The organism is Staphylococcus edaphicus (assembly GCF_002614725.1).
Taxonomy (GTDB): Bacteria; Bacillota; Bacilli; order Staphylococcales; family Staphylococcaceae; genus Staphylococcus; species Staphylococcus edaphicus.
Window position 1 is genome coordinate 63,185 of sequence record NZ_MRZN01000005.1, and the last position, 21,766, is coordinate 84,950.

Here is a 21,766-nt window from a genome sequence, read left to right on the forward strand (position 1 = left end):
ATAATGATATAATAGTTAAGAAGTGAGGTGTGAACATTGCTACAACAATTCTTGATAATGAGTATAATTAGTTCAATTATGACTTTGTTATTAATTATGATTGTCCGTATTATATGTATTAAGTATTTTAAGGCTCAGTTAAATCATAAAGTTTGGTTACTAGTTGTTCTTTCAATATTTTTACCTTTAATACCGATAAATAATTTATTGCAACTTAACATTCCAGGTATACTTTCATCTGATATGATTTCACATTCATCTAAGTCTATAAATCATAATTTATCAAATGAAAATACTAATTTAACAAAAGATTTAGCTTTGGATATCCAGCATCATGAAATGCCGTTTATCCTAATTATTTTACTAGTAGTTTGGTTTATTGGATTAATATTTTTTAGCTTTAAATTTATTTCTGCTATTAAGCAAATTGCCTTTATAAAAGACTTGTCTATTAGATCTCCAATATTAGATAACCAATTAAAAAAATGTATAAATGATTTAAACATCAAAGAAAAATCTATTGCAATTATTCATGTAGATGAAGTAGAGAATCCAATGGTCTTTTGGCTAGGAAAGTACTATATTGTTTTGCCTACAAATATAATGGATATGATGGAAGAAGAAGAAATTGATTATATAATTAGCCATGAACTCATTCATATTAAGAATAAGGATTTATGGGGCAATTATATATTCACAATTTTCACTAGTATAGTATGGTTCAATCCAGCATTACATTTAGCAAAAAAATTATTTAATATTGATTGTGAAATTTCATGTGATAATCAAGTTCTTACAAGATTAAGTCAATCAAATCACACAAGCTATGGTAAGGCAATTTTGAAATGTTGGGCTATACAGAAAGAATCAGTTAATAATTTTGCAGCAAAATATTTATTAGGCACACAATCTAATTTAAAGAGTCGTATTGTGAATGTTTCAAAATTTAAAAATACTCGAAATCGTAAATGGAAATTCTTACCCTATGTGGTTTTATCTGTATTGATTTTACTGCAAGGGTTGATGGTTTCTGCTCATTCTGACAAGAATGAATATACGGATGATATCAAATACACAAACTTGAAAGGATTAGGTTCTCATTTCTCAGGTTTTAAGGGTAGCTTTGTATTATATGATAATCAGAAAAAAGAGTACTTCTTATATAACGAAAAAGAAAGTAGAAAAAGATACACACCTGATTCTACATATAAACCATATTTAGCATTAATTGGATTTGATAAAAATGTTATGTCATTGAATAATACTGAACAAAAATGGAATGGCAAAGAAAATGTTTTTAAAGAATGGAATCAAAATCAAAATTTAAGTTCAGCAATGAGGTATTCTGTGAATTGGTATTTTGAGAATATAGATAGAAGTATAAAAAATAAAGATCTTAAAAATTATATAAGTGAATTACATTATGGTAATGAAAACATATCAGGAAGTAAAAATTATTGGAATGAGTCCTCTTTAAAAATTTCTGCAATAGAACAAGTTAAGTTGTTAATGAAGATGGATAATCAACAACTTAAATTTGATGAAAATTATATCAACGCTGTAAAAGATAGTATTACGCTAAAAAAAGCTAACCAATATAGATATCTAGGTAAAACTGGAACAGGTATTATAAACGGCAAGGAAACGAATGGATGGTTTATTGGAACAATTGAGAAAAACGGAAAATCTTACTACTTTGCCACACACTTAGACAGTAAGAATAATGCCAGTGGTAAGAAAGCGAAACATATTTCTGAAAAAATTCTTGAAGAAATGGAGTTAATGCAATGACACATGAAGGCTATGATATATCAGCGTCAGAATGGGAAATAATGAATACGATTTGGAATAAAAAATTAATAAGTGCTAATGACGTTATAGAAATAGTACAAAAGCACAAGGAATGGAGTCCAAAAACAATAAGAACACTAATCAACCGTCTTTACAAAAAGAAATTCATAGATAGAACAAGTCGAAATAAAATTTTTGAATATTTCCCAATAGTAGAGGAAAAAGATATGAAGTACAAAACGTCTAAAGTGTTTTTGGATAAAGTGTATGAAGGTGGATTAAATTCATTAGTCTTAAATTTTGTTGAAAATGAAGAATTGTCCGAAGATGATATTGAAGAATTGAAAAATATATTAAATAATAAATATTAAATGAAGATATTTTAAAAGAGCACCCTTATCTGAAAATTAGGGATGCTCTTTTTGGTGTTAGTAGCCATCTTAATCATCCTTTATTCCAAAACGGATGTAAGAATGCTAAATATATAATTGAAAATAGTATAAATGCTAAAATTAAAATTACTATAAATGAAAATCCACCGGATGCTAAGCCAACTTGTATAGCTAAAAACACACAAAATAATTGTATTAATATTAATATAATACCTTTTGTTAATGTCATTTTAATCACTCTCCAAACATTTTTTCATATCTGTCATCTAGTCTATCTTGTAAGCCATTAAGCTCTTTATTAGACATGCCATCTTGACCTGTAAAAATACTTAGTGTCATACTTCCATACATTATAGGTACCCAAAAGATTAACATAAGTAGAAAGGAAGCAATCATGGTTGGTAATCTTTTACCATTTTTAATACCATAGAAGAATTGCTTTAATTTACTTCGAGAGGCATCTTTCATATCATTATCTTTAATATACTTTTGAGAATCTTTTAATTTTTTATTTAGTTTTTCTTTATAATTACTCATTTCATCTCTCCTAATAATTTAATTAACCTTACTAATATCGGGGGTAATGTCGTATTCATACACTTTGTCTTTTAGAAGTTTCTTGTCACGAATCTGTAATTTATAGGACTTAGGATTACCTTTTATCTTATAAATAATGTCTAAGGATACTGTCATTCTTGGACTAAAGGATGTGCTTTCGATGTATCCTTTATCATTCGCAAACTCTACCATTTTAGCTTCTTTACCATCAGTAATTAGTTTGAATGTTTCATTTGGCTTAAGTGGATTATCTTTATTTTTTAAATTTTCAATGCGCATATGAACACGAACTTTGTTTTTGTATTCGGTCGGATAGTCATTATATGAATATTTTATGGATGAAATAGATTACTACGATTCTGATTTTGATTGTTTACGTTCGTTACTTTATTTAGAACTTGATTTTTCATTTGTACTTTATAATGAATTATTGCGACTTACTCATGAATTGAAAAAATTAGCGAAAGATATTAGTAATCAGAAGTTGGAAACAATATTAGGAGAAGTAGGTATGGAATTATCGAACGTTGAATTTCCATGGATTAGATTAAAAATATTGAGAGCAAGTATTGATAATATAAGTAAGTATAAAGACATTAAGTTATTTGTATTAGATGTTAATTATGTAATAAATGCGACTATGAATGAAATAGAAAAGTGGGTAAATGAAGCTATTTTAGAAGAAGAGATTTCTCAATGTGTATTAGAGGACGAAAATCGAATACCGTATTTAGACTCTATAAATGAAAATAGATATAGGAAAGACTCGCTTTTTTCATATTATAATTTATTAAGAAGTGAGCTAAGGTTAAGGTGGTTGAAAGGTCGCGACTTTAATGATCAAGATAGAAATAGGTTTAATAGAGCTATCAAATATAAGCCTTTGAATCTTATAGGATATAATTAATTAGAGGTGATATAACTATGATAACTGAAGAGATGCTTAAAACAATTGCAAATGTATTTAGCGGGGACGATGAAAATAGCATTTATGAGTATAAAACAGGTTCAGATTTAGTGCGTTTTTTTAATCAGTACTTTAATAGAAAGGACACATACAAAAACCCTTTTCCATCAAGGTGGAGGTATGTTGTTGATATATTACAGCAGTTGTTACAGACAAAAAAATTAGATGAATTCTTTACTGTTATTTTAAGTATTCGTTATATCCAAACAGAATTACACCTTAGTGAAGTAGAGGCAGTGCAAAAATCTAATGATGCTTTGTTGTACTTTAATGAATTGTTACAATATGACGGTTATTATTTAGTATATAAGGATGATAAATTTATACTAATGGAAAGGGATAAGGATTTAACATATTTAACAAGTGGCGGCTACGCTGATATTTATCTACAGAAATCAACTGGTCTTATCATAAAAAAGTTAAGAAGTGAGTATTATAGTGATAAATCAATATGTAGTAGGTTTAAAAGAGAGTTTGATATTACAAAGTCCTTATCATCAATGGAGTTAATTATTGATGTATACGAGTTTGATAATAGTCGTCTATCATATTCAATGGAAAAAGCCGATATGACATTAGAGCATTATATTAATAATTATGAAGTAGATTTAGAAATTAAAATTAAAATAATTAGACTAATACTTTATACAATTTCTAATGTACATGAAAAAGGTATAATTCATAGAGATTTAAGCCCTACAAATATATTTTTCACTAATGGGAATATAAAGGTTGCAGACTTTGGCTTAGGTAAAGATTTAAATGTTTTGTATTCCAAGCAGACGCTAAATACTAATGCAGTGGGTCAATTATTTTATTGTGCACCAGAACAATTACTTGGCCTCAAAGATAGTAGTAAGAGAAGTGATGTTTTTTCTTTGGGAAGAATTATTAATTTTATTATGACTAAAAGCCCTAACAAAATTTCACATATTTTTAGAACTGTGAGTGAAAAGTCTACACACGAGAGTTCAGAATATCGACATGAAAATGCTCAAGATTTATTAAATCATTTTGAAAAGGTATTAAAATATCATAATGATAAAAATAAAAATTCAGAAATTAAGAATAAGATTGGTCAAGGTATTTTTGACGATGAAATAGAAATTTATTATGCATCTCTTTCTGAAAATGAAATTTGCCAGATAGTATTATCATCGAATTTTAAGGTTAGGCATTCAATAATAGCCTTCATGAAGAAGAAAGAGAGTTATTCAGAAGGAGTAATACAAAATATTAATAATGAGTATAAAACTACATGTAAACAGTTTGAAGACTATGATCCATTCTCAGATTTTATGGATGAAATCTTGAAGGATAGATTTTCATTTAGAGTAAAAGAAATTGCAGCGATTATTCTCAATGAGATAGCATATTCTGTTAACAGATATCATGCTCAAAGATTAATTAAAGATATTATATCTATTGGAATTGAACCAATAATCGAGGATATTTTAAAAGGAGATAAATAATGGACAATATCTTTTTAGAAAACCTAAAAGAGATTTTAGAACCATATGATGATATAGAATCAAGTAAAGATGGTTTTGTGTTTGGTGGATATATAGATTGGCCTAGTTTAGATGATTACGAAGATTTCCAAGTTGAAGAAGTAATGAGTTTATTAGGGATAGACATACCATTTGGGAGTTCTATAAATCCGTTTGAATTTTATGAAATTTTAAAGATTATACAAAATAGTGAAGAAGAATTATACGAAGCTATTTGTGATGAAGCAATTATTATAAAGGAAGATGAAGAAGTTAGTACAGAGGATTTTATAAATTCAATTATGGATTATGAGGTTCAAATCCCTACAGTGGATAGGTTGAAGAGTTCAATAACAGAATTATTTGAAAAGTACGGAATTCCTCAAGGTCTACATTACGAGTATGATGAAGGAATGGCAGAATCATCTAAATACTGGCCACTAGAAATGGATGAAGATCTTTATTTTATTAAACAAATAAATTTTAATGAGTATAAAAATGAAATAGATAAAATTAAATCTAAAATTTTAAATGAAGAGGACGAGTTAGTAAAAAAATCATTGATGTTAACAATATTTGTTTTATCGGAGAGCTATGTTAGTTCATTAATTGTTTCTAATTTACCTGAAAGGGATGAAAATTTAATAGATAAAGCGTATGAAAAAATTATTCAACAGTATATAAGTGGAAATATACGTACAAGAAAAGGTAGAAAAGGACTAGTAAAAAAATTTTACAATACAGATATACCAGAAATGCCTCATACTAAATTGAGAGATGCCCTTGCTCACGAAATAAATAAAGTTGATTTAAAAAACAATCGTTTTAAATATGATAATAGTAGAGGTAATAGAAATGAAAATATTATAGAAGTTAGTATTGATGAAATAATTAATGAGTTAGAACAATGGTTTTTAAATTTAGAATTTCCGTAAAAACCTCATCATCAACCGATACGCAGAAGCGTATCACAAATAAAACTAAAAAATAGATTGTATGTAATTTATTTTTTATAAAAGGAGCAGATTTGATGTTAAATAAATTAGGAAATGTTAGTTATAAATCTTTTGATAATGAAAAATTAACATTGTTGATTCTTTAATTATTATGCTACTAAAGTTATAATTTTTATGGGTATATACTTTTTTGGAATTTAAGTAATATACAACTATTTAGTGTGTTATCATTTACTTCGGGGTGACAGAATGGAGAGAATAAGGGTAGCAGATTCCTTAAGAGGATTCAGTTTATTAGGGATTTTTTTAGCAAATTTACTTATTTTTCAATACGGACTTTCGGGTAAATCGTATATAGAATATTATCATTTAAGTACATTTAATTTAGGTATCTTTCATTTTATAAAAATATTTATTGAAAGTAGCTTTATGCCTATCTTTGCACTACTATTTGGCTTTTCATTAGATAAGTTATACCAATCTATGAAAAATAAAGATATTAAGCGACCAAGAATTAAACTTTTTAGACGAGCAGTATTTATATTAACTATCGGTATTTTACATGCTGCTTTCATTTGGGAGGGAGATATATTAAGTGGTTACGCTATTTCAATGTTACTTGTATTACCATTTATATCATTAAATAAAGGTTTCTTTAAATGGGTTACAATTATAGCGATATTATTATTTGTTGCATTATTGTCAACGACCTTCTTTGATAACAGTGAATTGCCAGAAAATAAACACAAACAAGAAAATTATGTTGAAAAAGTGAAAGACATTTACCAAAATGGAAGTTATAACGAAATAAACAATGCTGCTGGGGAGCTTAAGGATCCGTTTTTCAAACAATTAAAAGGTATGTTTGGTGAATCGATTGGTTTTATATTTTTAGCAGTGTTTATAATGGAAGCGACTTTCTTTGGAATAGGCATTTTTCTTTCCAAAAGTAAATGGTTTGAAAAAGATGCTAAAGACTTTTGGTCGTCTGAATTATTTATTTATTTAATACCAATTTCTCTTATCTTAAAATCATCATATTTATGGATAGAAGATAAAGGTCTAGCAGAAAATTTAACTTATATATTTGGATTTCTACTTGCAATGGGATATGTTGCATTATTTAAGTATTTATATCAAAAGTTTGATAATCATCTGATTTTTAGAGGACTTGAAAGTTTAGGGAGAATGTCATTAACGTTTTATATATTGCAAAGTGTAATAGGTGTGAGTATTTTCTATAGCTTTGGTTTAGGCTATTTTGGTACAGATACATTATCCTTTAGTTTCATTACATTTATAACATTGTATTTTATTCAAGTGATGATTGCGTTTTGGTATCAAAAACACTTTAGATACGGGCCGCTTGAGTATATATTAAGAGTATTTACATATTTGAAATTTAAACCATGAAATCATTAATAAATATAGTAAAAATGTTAAGTTAAGTAGAAAACTGATTTAATCAGTGTTACACATTAATATGATATATTCTCTAGGTTTTTAGTATCACATTTTTCCTTTAAAGAGGTGCTTCCTATGGCTAAATTAGATAATGTACTTGCGATTCTATGGATGCTTAGTTCAGATAAGAAAGTTACTGCCAGGGAAATTTCAGACAAGCTAGAAATGAATATCAGAACTGTGTATCGCTATATGGATACACTTTCAAAAAGTGGCGTGCCCATCATTTCAGATACTGGACATAATGGTGGATATACATTGTTAAATGATTTTATAGAAGCGCCCCTGTTTTTTAATTCTGAGGAACAAATAGCTCTATGTCATGCAGCAAATTTTGCAGAAGAAGCGGGTTATTATGGTGGAAATTCGTTAAATAGTGCTATTAGAAAGTTAAGAAACCATTCGAACATGGATCAAGAAAGTGAAATAGAGAAACATACGTCTAGTCTTGAAGTAATTAAGCAAAATAACATATATCCTTCATATAGCCATTTAGAAGCATTAGAATGTTGCATAGTTAATAGAAATTCTGTCATTATTTCATATTGGAAAAGAAGCGATGACACATCAAATGACAGGCAGGTGGATCCGTACAGAATTATTTACTGGAAAAACAAATGGTATTTAGTCGCATATTGCCATCTTAGAGATGATGTTCGAACATTTAGAGTGGATAGAATAGAAAGTCTCACATTAACTGATGAAACGTTTGAACAGCTTGAAGACTTCTCAGTAGACAGCTATTTCATGGTTAATTTATTACCAATTATGGAAAATGAGATCATTTTCTCATTTAGGAATATGTCAGAAATAGGCGTAGTTATCACATTTTTGTGATTTTAACGAAAAAACAAAATAGGAATAAACTGAACTAAATTGACGCGTAAAACAACCCACCTATTTAGGTGAGCTAAACTTTTCTTAAATTAATAAATCAAACACTTAATTTTCATCTTGTTTATGTTCTTGCTCTTTCTCTTTCTTTATTTGTGACACCGTTTTTGTATTTTTTACAAATTTACCATCTAATTCATCTGAATAAGCTATGTTTGCATTAAATTGAAAATTTTCGGTAGATCTTATACCAACACTAAATGACAATTTCTTATCATTGTTAATATAACCGCTTATATCATACCCATCCATTGGATTTTTTTAATTTCTGTAAATTCAATGGTTTTATAATCTTTCACATTATGTTTCATATAAAGGGTGATTCTTTCTTTTTGTTCGTTATAATACTTTTCCTCTGCTTCTTTTTTATTGTCATACTGAATTTTAAAGTATATACCGAAAACTATAATCGTAATTACTAATAATGCTATTAATGTATATTTAATTTTCATCTTTTTTATTTTTTTCTTCTTTTTTTATTTCAGATACAGATTTCAAGTCTACCTTCTCAAGTTCACTTAGTCCTTCACTCCAACCAATTGTTCCTTCAAATTGATAATCATCGTCATGATATGCTGTAGCTGTAAAGTTTTTGTTCTTATCATCATTTACATAGCCTTTAAAAACAAAATTTCCCATTTGATTTCTTTTATGTTCAGTGAATTTAATACCTCTAAAATCTTTCATATTATATTTTAAAAATAAGGTTATTTTTTTTTCTTGTTCATCATAATATTTTGCTTCTGACTCTTTCTTTTCATCATATTCCATTTTTAAATAGACGCCTCCAACTATTAATATTATACTTATAAATATAATTAATGTGCACAATACTTTTTTATTCAAAAAATCATTCCTTCGAGGTGATATTATGGAAAAATTACAAAATAGTGATAATACATATTATAAACTATCAGATAGAGTTTATGATAGCCCTATTAACGAAAAAACATTTTCGGTAAATTTCAAAAGTAATTCAAAACAAAATTTCAAAGTTCAAGCCTCACGTGTAGACAAAGGGAATGGTTTTCAAGCTATGGCCGTTTCGCCGATTGGGAAAGATGGTAAGGTGGATAATGATACCGTTTATTTTGCTTATGCGGGCACAAATCCTAAAGAACCTGCTGATTTAGGTACTGATGTTCAATTGGGATTATCTGGAATTTCGAATAAACAAGTTGAAACCAATCCTAAAAAAGTTTAACATCATGGGCAGTATAGTGACTTATCTGTTAAAGAAATCCCCGGAAAATTTCCTGAAAATACTGCGAAAAATTCACAATTTGATGAAGCGAATGCCTGGACAAAAGCTGTATTAGAAAAAGGGAACTATAAGAACGTTTATGGTAGCGGTCATAGTTTGGGTGGAACGATTGCTGCAGTAATGGCCGTCATGCATAACTTTGATCAAACACGTACTTTTTCAGCGCCAAATGGTTATAGTATATTACCAGATGAAATCAAAAATGATTACAATGCTGAAAAATATGACAAGAAAATCATCGATTACACTCACACTTCTGATGCGATTGGCATGTCCCGCCTTGCATCTAAAACGATTGGACTAGATATCTTTGTTGAAGATGTTGAGCGTACTGATCCCTTTGATTCGTTTAATCCAGCTCATGCACATGGCTTAAGCCTTTTTGGTTTTAGTGGGGGCAGCGTAAAAATAAAAGTCGATTCAAAAGAAGCTGAAAAGATTGCTGAAAGACTTAGAGCTAAGATAACTGTAATTGATGCTGTAATTTCAAATCTTGAAAGATATATGGAAAGCTCAAAACGTAAAGCAAGACAAATTGAAGATAAATATGTTGAACAAGTATCAAGTGGTGGTTATAAGTATATTCACCCTTCAGATATTGAGAATTATATGGATGAGTTAACTAAATCTGGTCATTATGATTTCTTTGATCAGATAAATTCGAAACCACAATCAGTACACTACATAGTCATAAGAAGCAACTCGAAACATTCGCTGAAAAAATCGTTGTAGCCGGTCGAAAAATGGAAAGTCGCGACAAAGAATTAAGCGAAATGTATCACATGTTCAAGGAGTGAGGAAATTGGATATCGTAGAAGGTGGCAAGAAACTAATAGAAGAAACTGCAAAAAGAGGTAAAGAACTTGCAGAATTACAAATGCTTAAACATAATATGAAAGATGAATTAAAAAATATGATTGAGAATGAAAAAGAACTAATCAATGAATGTCCAGAAGAAATAGACGGCTTAGTTAAAGAGATTTTCAATCTAAAAGGCACACTCATATATGGTTTCGAAGGTAAAACTGGTGATGCGATGGTGGAAACAACTGCTAATTATCATTCTAAAGTTCTCGATGATTCCGAAAATGTAAAAGAATGTGTCGACAGCTGTAAGTTATACTCATGGTAATGGCGTTATACCTATAATATTAGGTATAGCGCTTTTTATACCATCTTTTATATTAATTGAAGTAAGTGAAATATCAATTTAACATTTATAAAACCGCATTACTCCCCGATAAGCAGAAGCGTATCATAAATGATGCGGTTTTTTAAGGACAATTATAAAGCGCAAAACTAAAATAAAGTTATATCTTAAATGGATTAAATATATATTGTTTGGTAATATAAAAGAGTAATATGTAAAGTGTTTAAGATTTTGATTTATATAGTGTTTACAAATTTACTATAAATAGAGAGATGTGAAAATATGAAACATTCAAAAAAAATAGTTTTGTTTGCAAGTAAATCGAAATACAAGGACATCAAAAGGAAATTATATAATTAATAAAATATCTACGGATAGTAAAGGGGTTAGTCAAAATACTCAAAAAAATGCCCTATAAAAATGGAAAATAATAAAATCATTCCAACTGAAAGAATTGAAAATTTTAATGTGAAGAAGGAAATAGAAGAATTCAAGTTTTTTCTCAATATGCAAATTTCAACTCTTTAAAAGATTATAAAAATGGAAATATAGCAACCAATCCAAAAGTTCCTAGCTATTCAGCAGAGTATGATTTAGAAAATAGTGATTATAATGTAAAACAATTAAGAAAGAGATACGATATTCCTACCCAACAACCACCTAAATTATTGTTAAAAGGTACAGGTGACTTAAAAGGTTCTTCTATTGGGTCTAAAGATATTGAATTTACTTTTATCGAAAAACCTAAAGAGAACATATATTTTTCTGACAGTTTAGACTATAAACCAAGTGAGGGCCATTAAATATGAGTTCAAAGTGCACACGAAATAAAGATAAGAAATGCTATTATTTCCAAAACATCAAAATTAATATATATAATAAATTGAATAACCAACTTTACGAAAAATAGAACGATTTAATGTAATCACAGCTTTTTAAAATAGAGACAAGCAGGTGAATCTTATGGAGTTTTTATCGATGCATCCCATTATGAGTTTATTAATAATAGCTGGAATTATTTGGGCAGTTATTGAATGTATAGTGATGAGTATTCTAAAAAGCAATCAATCAATTAATAAATTTGTTTTAAAGGTTAATAAAGTGAGTGAAAAATTTAAATATGCTATTTCTATTATGTTTTTCATATTTGCTACGGTTGGTTTAGATCAGATTATTAGTTATTATTTATTAGCTAGTGGGCTTTTTTGGATTATCATATTCACTGTGGGCATTGCAGGATTGATACTTTTCATTCCACATGCTCTGTGTTTACTACCACTATTTACACATAAAAAGAAATGGCATGTGTTTAAAATATACATTTTCTGTATTATGATTAGTTTATCAATTTGGTGGGGACTAGGTTTAATTATTGATCACAATACGAAAATTTATACAGATGAAGGTGGTGTGGGCTACTATCACGGTAGTTTGATAAAAAAACAAGCAGGTGGTATTGCTTATATAGTATTATCAGCACTTTCAATAATGTTAATTGTTATGAAGAAAGTTGCGAATAAAAATAGTGATAATGCTGAAACAGCAGTTAATACAATTGAGGAATAATAGTTTGAGCGCTCATTCATGGGTGCTCTTTTTTTATTCGTTTTGTAATTTATAATTAAAGAGATAAACAATTTTAAGGTATTGAATTAAAAGTAGTGCATGGTTTGAATATTAACGTAGTATGGTCAATTCGGTTACTAAACCAAGGTCATATAAAATGAGATTTTTTTAAAATACCAACAAATATCAGTAGATATGTATACTATCACAATTCTTGAAGCTATACATTCGATGATGAAGTATATTTTTATGTAAGCGAAATAACAAAAGATAGTTAGGAAAACCGCACGATAATGAAAAAGTATCTAAATATGAAGTTATTGATAATTATTTTCTTCAAAAATTCTAAGTTGTAACTATGTGCATACGCTATAAAGTAGAAACCACAACGTAACTTTGAATAAATTCTTTGTGATGTGTAAGACAAAGATACATCTAAATATTAAATGTATTAAATATATATTGTTTGGCAATATAAAGGGTAATAAGTAAAGTAATTAAGATTTTCATTTATATGGTGTTTAAAAATTTACGATAAATAGAGAGATGTGAAAATATGAAACATTTAGCTTTGTTTGTAATTTTGTTAGCTTTAACAATTTTTATTGGGGGATGTGGAATTATGACAAAAGAAGATAATAAAGAAGAAAAAATTAAAAAGAGTTTTGAGAAATCATTAAATATGTATCCAATCAAAAACCTTGAAGATCTGTATGATAAAGAAGGTTATAGAGATGAAGAATTTGAGAAAGGTGATAAAGGGACATGGACACTACAAAACTATATGACAGTGCGTAATAAAAATCAAAATCTTGAGACAAGAGGTATGGTACTTTTTTTAAATAGAAATAATAAAAAAGCAACAGGAAAATTTTATATTAATAAGTATGATGAAGATGAGAAACTTGAAAAAGAAACTTATCCTATCGAATTAAAAAATAATAAAATTGTTTTAAAGCAAAGTGTTTCTGACAAGAATTTAGAAAAAGAAATAGAGAATTTTAAGTTTTTTAGTCAGTATGCAAATTTTAAACATATAGAAAAATATAAAGATGGTAAAATTTCAAGTAATCCTAATGTACCTAGTTATGAAGCTAAATATCAATTAGAGAATAGTGATGATAACGTTAAAAAAATAAGAGATTTTTACAATATCCCGACAAAAAAGGCACCAACTTTAAAAATGAAATCAATAGGAGAATTAGATAACAATTCTATTGGATATAAAAAAATCGAATATATCTTTAGTCAAAATAAAGAAGAAAATATAATGTTCTCTGATTTTATAAAATTTGAGCCAAGTAAAGGAGAATAAAATGGTAACCAATTATCAAATAAATTCTAATAATATGACTGATGAAACAGAGAGAACGACAGCTATTTCAATGATAAGTTATGATATAGAAAATGCGAATGATAATGATTTGACTAAATCTGATGTAAATGATCAAATGGAAAATTTAAAAGAAACTAATCAATTCCCTTCAAATCTTGAGTATGTAGATAGCTATACTGACCCTAATACAGACACGACATCAACGGCTTTTTTAAATCAAGATACAGGAAAAGTGACTGTGGGAATGGCAGGGACAAATGTTCATATCGACCAATTAAAAAATACGGATATCCTTCCAATTTAATAAGGATAAGCAAAGACTGTAGTCGTACGAGGACCGTTACAAAACTCAGGCTATTTAATACTAAAAAACTAAATCATAAAATTGACACCAAAATAAATTCAACTATATTTTGGTGTTTTTTAGCATATCACTATCAAAGTAATTCGTATCATAAATGATGCATTTTTATAAATACTAATTATAATGCATAAAATAAAAAGTTATTTATAACTTAAATGGATTAAATATATATTGTTTGGTAATATAAAAGAGTAATAAGTAAAGTAATTAAGATTTTCGTTTATATAGTGTTTAAAAATTTACGATAAATAGAAAGATGTGAAAATATGAAACATTCAAGAAGGTTAACATTATTTGCAAGTTTCTTAATTTTAACGATTTTTATTGGGGGATGTGGAATTATGACAAAAGAAGATAATAAAGAAGAAAAAATTAAAAAGAGTTTTGAGAAAACATTAAGTATGTATCCAATCAAAAATCTTGAGGACTTATATGATAAAGAAGGTTATCGAGATGAAGAATTTGACAAAGATGACAAAGGAACTTGGACACTTAACTCTGAAATGGTCAATCAACCAAAAGGAAAGAATATGAAATCAAGAGGTATGGTTTTATATATGAATAGGAATAGTCGAACGACTAAAGGATACTTTTTTGTAAGTGAAACAATAGAAGATAGTAAGGGGAGACCACATGATACTGAAAAAAAATATCCGGTAAAAATGAAAAATAATGAAATAATTCCTATCGAAAAAATAAATGATGAAAAACTAAAAAATGAGATAGATAATTTTAAGTTCTTTTTACAATATGCAAATTTTAAAGATTTAAATAATTATAAAAATGAAGATATTTCATATAATCCCAATGTACCTAGCTATGCGGCAGAGTATGATTTAGACAATGGTGATTACAATGTAAAACAATTAAGAAAGAGATATGATATTCCAACCAAGCAGGCACCTAAATTATTGTTAAAAGGAACTGGTGATTTAAAAGGTTCATCGTTAGGTTATAAAGATTTAGAATTTACTTTTGTTCAAAACCAAGATGAGAATATTTATTTTACTGATAGCGTTAACTTTAACCCGAGCAAGGATGATTAAATATGAAGCAAAATGAATATCAAATAAAATCGAAAAATTTAACTAATTATTCAGAAGAAACTAGTTCAATTTCGAATATTAGTTATGAAATCGAAAATGCAAATAGTAATAACTTAAATAGTACAAAAATTAATAGACAAATCAGTAATTTAAAAAGAAATAATAAGTTCCCTACAAATCTTGAGTATGTCGATAGTTACATGGATCCTAATACAGGCACCACATCAACTGCTTTTTTAAATCAAGATACAGGAAAAGTGACTGTCGGAATGGCAGGGACAAATGTACATGGGGATCAATTAAAAAATACGCTTAACCCCTTTAATTTTATTAAGGATAAACAAGAGGCAATAGATGCAAGAGGCTCAATGCTAGATTTTGGTGCAGATGCAAACATTGGATTAAATACTGTTACGGATAAAGATGCGCATTTTAAAAACACACAACAATTTATCAAGGATATTAAAAAAGACTATGATATAGATACGATCACAGGTCACTCTTTGGGGGGCCGTGATGCGATTATCATAGGTGCTAGTAATGATATTGACAATGTGGTTGTTTATAATCCTGCGCCATTAACGGTTAAAGATATCAGAGGATTTATAAAGGGACCAGTATCTAGTCTTCCTGATAAAGAAAAAGATGCATATATAGAGTCATTTATTAAAAGTTATGATGGCAACATATTAAGAATTGTTTCTGATAAGGATGAATTAAATGGCATTATAAAAAAGACTGAATATGTATCTGCAGGAAATGAAATGGTAATTAAAAATGGTAAAGGGCATGCAATGCTCGGATTTTTAGGGAAACGCGAGCAAAGTGAAATCAAAGCAGTATTAGATAAGCCAAAGGGATATCAAGATGCCAACAATAAATCCTTTGTGGCTGCGAAAAAGCAGGCGTCAAATAAACTACAACAAATTGATACAGTGAAAGCGAATATGGTGCAAGCAAGTGGTGGTGCATTATCGTCATCTCAACAAAAATTATTAGAATTTTTGACAGCGCTTTCGATTGCTGAAAGTCTAAGTCAAATGGTAGAAGAAGAGATGCAACAGTTGCGAAAGATGTACGCTGATATGGAAAAGTTGTTTGAAAAAAATTGGGAAGACGCCCAGGAGTCTGGAAGGGCGATGGGAAAACATCTTTCTAATGGAGAAGTCTTAGACGCCCTTAATGCGGGAAGTGTTAATGAAAACAAATTAGTAACGATGCCACATAGTAAAATTTCTCATAAATTAACACAACTTACGAATGTATCATCACAATACGATACTTATGTTTCAAAAATTAAGACGAGTATCAATGAAATTATTGCGAAAGATCAATCGCTCGCAAGTCAAATTGGAGATTTAGCATGATGCTTTCTGAATATAAGCAACTTAATGAATTAGAAGATGTATATGACGCAGAAAAAAAGCAAGTAGATCAAGCATTACAAAAATTGAATGAACTAAGGCATCGAATACGAAGAGAAAATGAGCAGAGCTATGATTTGCTCATACATTTAAAAGAAAAAATGAATTACAGTAATGAAGCGAGTGGCAGAATGCTAAACAATATAGAAGAATACGAGCATGAAGTCAATCAACAACTTAGACAAAACGAGATAAAATTAGAAAATTACAAAGATGAACTAAGAAAAGAATATCTAAAGCAATCTGAGCAAATAGAGGATGGTGATTAAGTTATGTTAATGACAAACCCAGTCGCACTTGATGAATCAGCTGTAAGTGAACTGAAAAAAATGATGGAAAAAAAACGTATTACAAATGTCATTGCACCAGAACATAACAAGCGGCATCATGACCATGAAAACAAAATGAAAAACGAAGAAGAAATGCTTATTGAACAAACAATCAGTCATTGTAACACATTTAGAAGTGGGTTTAAAAAATCAGCTAAAGGGGATTGGGTTGACAGTGCAATGTCTGAATTGGATAAGATAGGAGAAAGTTTAAAGAGTATTGTGGATTAGAAAGTCAACTTTAACATTGTATCATGATTGTCTTTCACAGAAGTGTATAAAGGAATAAAAAAGGTTATTAATATAATTTATAATAAGATTAACCAACTCACTAGAAAATTAGTGGGAAACTTAGGATTATAGTTCGTAATTTAAGTTAGAGGTGTTCGGTAATTATATGTAATCGTGAAGGTCCAAACGGTGAAATCATAGAATTATTAGAACCAGTAAAATTTTGACTGCATTATTAAATAAAGTACGTATACAATGAAAATAAATATTTGTGGTTTCAAATTCAAGGGCTTCGATATAGCCTATTATTAAGTACAGATACCTCTCCTTTAATTATGGTGTAGGCGTTTATAATTATAAGCGGTATCTGTGCTCTTTTTTATCCCTAAAAGTAACAATTGAGGATATAAATCACCAACCGTTAATAGAGTACAGCCGTTATAAATTTATTTTATCAATATGCTTTATTTAGTCCTAGGGTCTATAACAAAGTTAAGCTAAAGGAGAGTAATAATGGCGGATAAAATAAGTGCACTAGTTATCTGCTTTTAGACAGCATATTGAAATGAAAATGGCATTTTACGTTGGTGTGCGTTGGCTAAAACCTCAAAGGGTTTAGATAACAATTAAAGTATGATAACTTTTGTAATGGGAAAAACAATTTCTTAATAAATCACTACTATTTGATGTATTGTAACACAACCGTATTACGAGCTAAGAATGGAGGAAATACAATATGAATCAATTGAAGCAATTTTTTATGAAGTTGATAGAACCACTTACACAGGTTGAATTTTATCAAGCGCTCTTAGTCAATATATTAATTATTTTGGCATATATTTTGATGGGTATTATTGTGATTACCATCGCGAAGAAATTAGTGACGAAATTCTTTAAAGTAAATGCAAAGAAAAAAACACATTATAAAATTAAGCGGAGTGAGACGTTATCTACACTTGTTCAAAATTTAATTAGTTATGTTGTATGGTTTATCGTGCTCACTTCAATTCTTTCACGCTTTGGGATAAGTGTATCAGCGATTTTAGCCGGAGCGGGTGTAGTCGGTCTAGCAGTCGGCTTTGGTGCACAAACAATTGTCAAAGATATCATAACTGGTTTCTTTATTATATTTGAAGGACAATTTGATGTGAGCGATTATGTGCAAATAAATGCTTCTGGTGTAACGATTGCAGAGGGGACAGTTAAAACGATTGGTTTAAGGTCTACACGTATACAATCAGATACAGGTGAAATATACACTTTACCCAATGGAACAATCAGTGAAATAGTCAATTATTCTGCAACAGATGTATCACCACTTGTGATGATACCCGTTTCTCCGTCAGAGGATTATGAAATGATTGAGAAAAAATTATTAGAGTTTTTACCAACACTCAAAGATAAATATGACTCATTTGTCGCAGCACCTGATTTATTAGGATTAGACAGCATCGATGGCAATCAAATGATTATTAAACTATTAGCGCATGTAAAGCCGGGTATGCATTTTCCGGGGCAAAGACTATTGCGTAAAGAAGTTCTAAACTATTTTAATGATGAAGGTATTGCTACACCAAAACCAACGCTGGCAAAATTTGAAGAACCACAAGTTGAATAATATTGAAATTATAAATAAAGAAAGCGTATCTACGTGTTAATTATACATGTAGATACGCTTTTATTTTTTAAACTATACAAGCATATTAGTTTATTTGGAATTTTATGAGATCAACAGCAGTTCATTAATGACTGAAACCATATCATCGTGAATAACTAATGGGTATTGTTGTCAAAGGTGTGGGGTCTCTGTTAATAATGATTAGGTTTTGGTCTTCAAAGTTTTCATTTTTAAAATGTTTACTTTTTAAGAAAGTATATCAGTTTATAATAGCCACTTTTTTTGGAATAAGACATTAAGGAATTTGGTTAAGTTAGTTTGTCGCTTTACGACTAAAGCTATTAGTTTGATTACTAACAAATTTTGATTTTTTAGGCACTGGAACGATATAGTTGCCATTCGGAATTTTAATAAGCAAATGAATGATTAATACAGATATGATAACAATAATAATAAATAAAACCCCGTACAATAATAAACTATCTCTATTATCAAAAATTGGTATTTTCATTACAAGCCATTTTACTAAAGGATGAACTAAATAAATTCCCATAGAGTAATTACCGATTAAAGTTAGTATTTGCATGATTGATTTACGCTTTGTAATAAGAAGATAAAAATAAATCAAAAATACTAAGAAAAACGGTGTATATAATAAAAACATCGGGTGGGATGAAGTTACAAAATGATTTAAATCAATAAATATTAAAAATGAGATAAAAATGGCTGTAATAGAAGGTAATAATAAAGTTTTATACTTTCTAATACCATTGTTTATCTCCTCATAATGTTTGGCAAAAATGATTCCTAAAATAAAATAAGAAATCCAATTGAGAATAAATGCTCTACTCATAAGAAAAGTACCTATAACTGGTATATCAATCGAGAGTTGTTCGTAGTTTAATTGCCAGAAAATAGTGAGTATTGTCGAAAGCACATAAGTAAGCAATAAGGGTACACCTTTTTTAATTTTTTGTAAGACTGGAAATAAAATATAAAACTGAAGAACGGTTAATATAAAATATAAATGGTAATTTCCAGTGCCATATAAATAATAGCCAATAAAGTTTTTATTACTATCCAGGGTTACTTCCACAACACCTAAGTAATATAAATAGACAGTAGTCCAAATTATGTATGGTATAAATATTTTGGTGAATCTTGATTTTACAAAATAGTTTAAATCAAAACCACGTTTTAAGACAGAATGTGTTAACAAAAAAGCACTAATAACTGCGAACACAGGCGTCCCGAGCCGACCAATTTGACTAAGGTATCCTGCAATGATGGTCATACTATAACTGTTTTCGTTATTTGTATATGAAACAGATAGATGGACACATACGATAAATAACGTTGCAATAGACCTAATAATAGGTATTTCTTCAATATACTTCAAAACGTACCCCCATAAAAAGATTATAATTACAAACCAATTTATTATAGCATAAAGATTATTTAATTTAGTAGTGAAAATGAAAATTATTTAATTAAATATAGTTAAATAATTATGTCTAAATATAAGATGTAAATTTAGGAGAAGTTGTAAAAGGCATTATTTAAAAATGAAAAATAATATGCTAAAAGGAGTAAGGTTGGTTACATTTTGAATTATAAAAACCGTAACGTTCTTGGTAGACGCGTTTAACAATTTTTAAAGCATTTAATATTCTTGGAAAACCTACATAAGTTAATAAATTCATAATAGTTTCTGAAATTTCTTGAGATGTTAAACCAACTGTTAATGATACATTAATGTTTAATTCAAACTGTGGTTTGGTGCCAAGTGTGACTAGTGCAGATATTGTACTAATTGCACGTTTCCTATAATCTTATTCCTATCTTGAATAAATATCTCCAAAAGCAAATTCGGTAACGTACTTACTTAAACCAGGCGCTACATCATCTAATCTTTTTCAATATTTTAATGTGTAATTGTATCATCTCGTAAAGCGATTTTAGATGTGTGATGTGTAATTATAGAAATAATTAAAGGATTGTGCTATCTTTTAGTTACAAAATATTGAAATTGTAACTAAAAAGGAGCGCTAATATGACTCGTTTTACTTTACCTAGTGAAAATAACTATATTTCTGTTGGAGATATAGATTTTGCATATAAAAAATTTGGGAAGAAAGAAGGCATTCCACTTGTTTTTCTAATACATTTTCGTGGAACAATGGAAAATTGGGATCCTGCAATGTTAGAACATATCGTAGGCGAACGTCCAGTTATTTTATTTGATAATACTGGTGTTGGTTATACAAATGGTGTGACACCAACAACAATTGAAGAAATGTCAGAAAACGAGTTTCAATTTATTACTGCATTAGGATATGAACAAGTAGATTTATTAGGGTTTTCAATTGGCGGTATGGTTGCACAAATGCTAACAATTCAACATCCTGAACTCATTCGTAAACTGATTGTTTCTGGAACATCTGCAGCTGGCGGTATATCACCTACACATCCTGCATTACAAGATGCAATGTATAGAGAAGATGGTAATCAAGAAGATGTAATAAATACATTCTTATTTTTATTCTATCCTAACACTGAAAATGGCAAAGCCTTAGGTATTGCCTCATTAAAACGCATCTTAAATCAAAAAACGATTGAAAGTACTTTACAAGTGCGTGATGCACAATTGGCAGCTATTGAAAAATGGTCAAGCAGTGATCATGAACACGCATTAAATCAGCTTAATCAATTACAGCAATCTACATTAGTAATTAATGGAGATAATGACATTATGGTACCTACAGAAAATAGCATTATTCTAAGTGAAAACATTCTTGATGCACAACTAATTATATATCCTGAAGCAGGTCATGGTCACTTACATCAACATCCAAAACGCTTTGCTCAGCATGTAAATCTATTCTTAAATGAATAAAAAATAAGCAATGATATTAATAATCATCGC

23 protein-coding genes and 4 pseudogenes are annotated in these 21,766 nt (G+C 28.9%); 20 read left to right on the forward strand and 7 right to left on the reverse strand.

Annotated elements, in window-relative coordinates; translation table 11 throughout:
- The first annotated feature begins 57 nt into the window (after positions 1-57).
- Positions 58-1,791 (forward strand): BlaR1 family beta-lactam sensor/signal transducer, encoded by a 1,734-nt coding sequence (locus tag BTJ66_RS04825; protein ID WP_153043318.1) that lies wholly within the window; start codon positions 58-60, stop codon positions 1,789-1,791.
- The gene (gene mecI / locus BTJ66_RS04830) at positions 1,788-2,162 is read left to right on the forward strand and encodes a mecC-type methicillin resistance repressor MecI (protein ID WP_099089843.1); all 375 of its coding nucleotides are present in this window, start codon (positions 1,788-1,790) and stop codon (positions 2,160-2,162) included. Before BTJ66_RS04825 ends, mecI begins: the two co-directional genes overlap by 4 nt.
- 73 nt (positions 2,163-2,235) lie before the next feature.
- On the opposite strand, the gene BTJ66_RS13560 is transcribed toward mecI, so the two are convergent.
- The 3 genes from BTJ66_RS13560 to BTJ66_RS04840 are packed head-to-tail and all read right to left on the reverse strand — an operon-like array spanning position 2,236 to position 3,020.
- Positions 2,236-2,412, reverse strand: a complete 177-nt coding sequence (locus BTJ66_RS13560) for a hypothetical protein (protein ID WP_161940542.1) — start codon at positions 2,410-2,412, stop codon at positions 2,236-2,238.
- 5 nt (positions 2,413-2,417) lie between these two features.
- Positions 2,418-2,720 carry a hypothetical protein gene (locus BTJ66_RS04835; protein ID WP_099089844.1) on the reverse strand — a complete coding sequence of 101 codons (303 nt, stop codon included), beginning with the start codon at positions 2,718-2,720 and terminating at the stop codon, positions 2,418-2,420.
- An 18-nt stretch (positions 2,721-2,738) separates the two neighbouring features.
- Complete coding sequence (locus BTJ66_RS04840; RefSeq protein WP_099089845.1) at positions 2,739-3,020, reverse strand: hypothetical protein; 282 nt, start codon at positions 3,018-3,020, stop codon at positions 2,739-2,741.
- 55 nt (positions 3,021-3,075) lie between these two features.
- Here BTJ66_RS04840 and BTJ66_RS04845 point away from each other — a divergent pair, with 55 nt between their 5' ends.
- From BTJ66_RS04845 to BTJ66_RS04870, 5 genes are all read left to right on the forward strand, one after another.
- Positions 3,076-3,648, forward strand: a complete 573-nt coding sequence (locus BTJ66_RS04845) for a hypothetical protein (protein ID WP_099089846.1) — start codon at positions 3,076-3,078, stop codon at positions 3,646-3,648.
- 17 nt (positions 3,649-3,665) lie between these two features.
- Positions 3,666-5,180 (forward strand): protein kinase domain-containing protein, encoded by a 1,515-nt coding sequence (locus tag BTJ66_RS04850; RefSeq protein WP_099089847.1) that lies wholly within the window; start codon positions 3,666-3,668, stop codon positions 5,178-5,180.
- A complete protein-coding gene (locus BTJ66_RS13790) occupies positions 5,180-6,133 on the forward strand; it encodes a hypothetical protein (RefSeq protein ID WP_238597586.1) in 954 nt (317 codons plus the stop codon). The genes BTJ66_RS04850 and BTJ66_RS13790 overlap by 1 nt, the downstream gene beginning before the upstream one ends.
- Positions 6,134-6,403: 270 nt before the next feature.
- On the forward strand, positions 6,404-7,567 hold the full coding sequence (locus tag BTJ66_RS04865; protein ID WP_099089848.1) for a DUF418 domain-containing protein: 1,164 nt from the start codon (positions 6,404-6,406) through the stop codon (positions 7,565-7,567).
- A gap of 126 nt (positions 7,568-7,693) precedes the next feature.
- Entirely contained in the window at positions 7,694-8,455 is a 762-nt protein-coding gene (locus tag BTJ66_RS04870; RefSeq protein WP_238597587.1) for a helix-turn-helix transcriptional regulator, read from the forward strand.
- Between the two features lie 105 nt (positions 8,456-8,560).
- On the opposite strand, the pseudogene BTJ66_RS04875 reads toward BTJ66_RS04870, so the two are convergent.
- Positions 8,561-8,964 (reverse strand): annotated as a pseudogene (locus tag BTJ66_RS04875) (DUF1433 domain-containing protein).
- Entirely contained in the window at positions 8,954-9,283 is a 330-nt protein-coding gene (locus BTJ66_RS04880; RefSeq protein ID WP_338014376.1) for a DUF1433 domain-containing protein, read from the reverse strand. The pseudogene BTJ66_RS04875 and the gene BTJ66_RS04880 overlap by 11 nt, the downstream one beginning before the upstream one ends.
- A 100-nt stretch (positions 9,284-9,383) precedes the next feature.
- On the opposite strand from BTJ66_RS04880, the gene BTJ66_RS13625 reads away from it, so the two are divergent.
- The 12 genes and pseudogenes from BTJ66_RS13625 (at position 9,384) to BTJ66_RS04940 (ending at position 18,840) form a co-directional block, all read left to right on the forward strand.
- Positions 9,384-9,716 (forward strand): hypothetical protein, encoded by a 333-nt coding sequence (locus tag BTJ66_RS13625; RefSeq protein WP_099089850.1) that lies wholly within the window; start codon positions 9,384-9,386, stop codon positions 9,714-9,716.
- A gap of 156 nt (positions 9,717-9,872) precedes the next feature.
- Positions 9,873-10,508 (forward strand): hypothetical protein, encoded by a 636-nt coding sequence (locus BTJ66_RS13795; protein ID WP_238597588.1) that lies wholly within the window; start codon positions 9,873-9,875, stop codon positions 10,506-10,508.
- A gap of 61 nt (positions 10,509-10,569) precedes the next feature.
- Positions 10,570-10,908, forward strand: coding sequence for a hypothetical protein (locus BTJ66_RS13800; protein ID WP_238597589.1), 339 nt, complete (start codon positions 10,570-10,572; stop codon positions 10,906-10,908).
- A gap of 328 nt (positions 10,909-11,236) precedes the next feature.
- Positions 11,237-11,729 (forward strand): annotated as a pseudogene (locus BTJ66_RS04900) (tandem-type lipoprotein); the annotation flags it as partial.
- Positions 11,730-11,916: 187 nt separating this feature from the next.
- Positions 11,917-12,492 carry a hypothetical protein gene (locus BTJ66_RS04905; protein WP_238597590.1) on the forward strand — a complete coding sequence of 192 codons (576 nt, stop codon included), beginning with the start codon at positions 11,917-11,919 and terminating at the stop codon, positions 12,490-12,492.
- Positions 12,493-13,048: 556 nt separating this feature from the next.
- Positions 13,049-13,807: a tandem-type lipoprotein gene (locus tag BTJ66_RS04910; protein WP_099089853.1), complete on the forward strand. Its 759-nt coding sequence runs from the start codon at positions 13,049-13,051 to the stop codon at positions 13,805-13,807.
- A 1-nt stretch (position 13,808) separates the two neighbouring features.
- Positions 13,809-14,108: pseudogene (locus BTJ66_RS04915) on the forward strand (hypothetical protein); the annotation flags it as partial.
- Between the two features lie 350 nt (positions 14,109-14,458).
- Complete coding sequence (locus BTJ66_RS04920; protein WP_099089855.1) at positions 14,459-15,238, forward strand: tandem-type lipoprotein; 780 nt, start codon at positions 14,459-14,461, stop codon at positions 15,236-15,238.
- A 2-nt stretch (positions 15,239-15,240) separates the two neighbouring features.
- The gene (locus BTJ66_RS04925; RefSeq protein ID WP_099089856.1) at positions 15,241-16,605 is read left to right on the forward strand and encodes a hypothetical protein; all 1,365 of its coding nucleotides are present in this window, start codon (positions 15,241-15,243) and stop codon (positions 16,603-16,605) included.
- On the forward strand, positions 16,605-16,931 hold the full coding sequence (locus BTJ66_RS04930; RefSeq protein WP_099089905.1) for a hypothetical protein: 327 nt from the start codon (positions 16,605-16,607) through the stop codon (positions 16,929-16,931). Before BTJ66_RS04925 ends, BTJ66_RS04930 begins: the two co-directional genes overlap by 1 nt.
- 3 nt (positions 16,932-16,934) lie before the next feature.
- Complete coding sequence (locus tag BTJ66_RS04935; protein WP_099089857.1) at positions 16,935-17,222, forward strand: hypothetical protein; 288 nt, start codon at positions 16,935-16,937, stop codon at positions 17,220-17,222.
- 736 nt (positions 17,223-17,958) lie between these two features.
- Entirely contained in the window at positions 17,959-18,840 is an 882-nt protein-coding gene (locus tag BTJ66_RS04940; protein WP_099089858.1) for a mechanosensitive ion channel family protein, read from the forward strand.
- 313 nt (positions 18,841-19,153) lie between these two features.
- On the opposite strand, the gene BTJ66_RS04945 is transcribed toward BTJ66_RS04940, so the two are convergent.
- Positions 19,154-20,239 carry an acyltransferase gene (locus BTJ66_RS04945; RefSeq protein ID WP_202971255.1) on the reverse strand — a complete coding sequence of 362 codons (1,086 nt, stop codon included), beginning with the start codon at positions 20,237-20,239 and terminating at the stop codon, positions 19,154-19,156.
- A gap of 181 nt (positions 20,240-20,420) precedes the next feature.
- Positions 20,421-20,657 (reverse strand): annotated as a pseudogene (locus tag BTJ66_RS04950) (carboxymuconolactone decarboxylase family protein); the annotation flags it as partial.
- A 236-nt stretch (positions 20,658-20,893) separates the two neighbouring features.
- On the opposite strand from BTJ66_RS04950, the gene BTJ66_RS04955 reads away from it, so the two are divergent.
- Positions 20,894-21,736 carry an alpha/beta fold hydrolase gene (locus BTJ66_RS04955; protein WP_099089861.1) on the forward strand — a complete coding sequence of 281 codons (843 nt, stop codon included), beginning with the start codon at positions 20,894-20,896 and terminating at the stop codon, positions 21,734-21,736.
- Positions 21,737-21,766 lie beyond the last annotated feature (30 nt).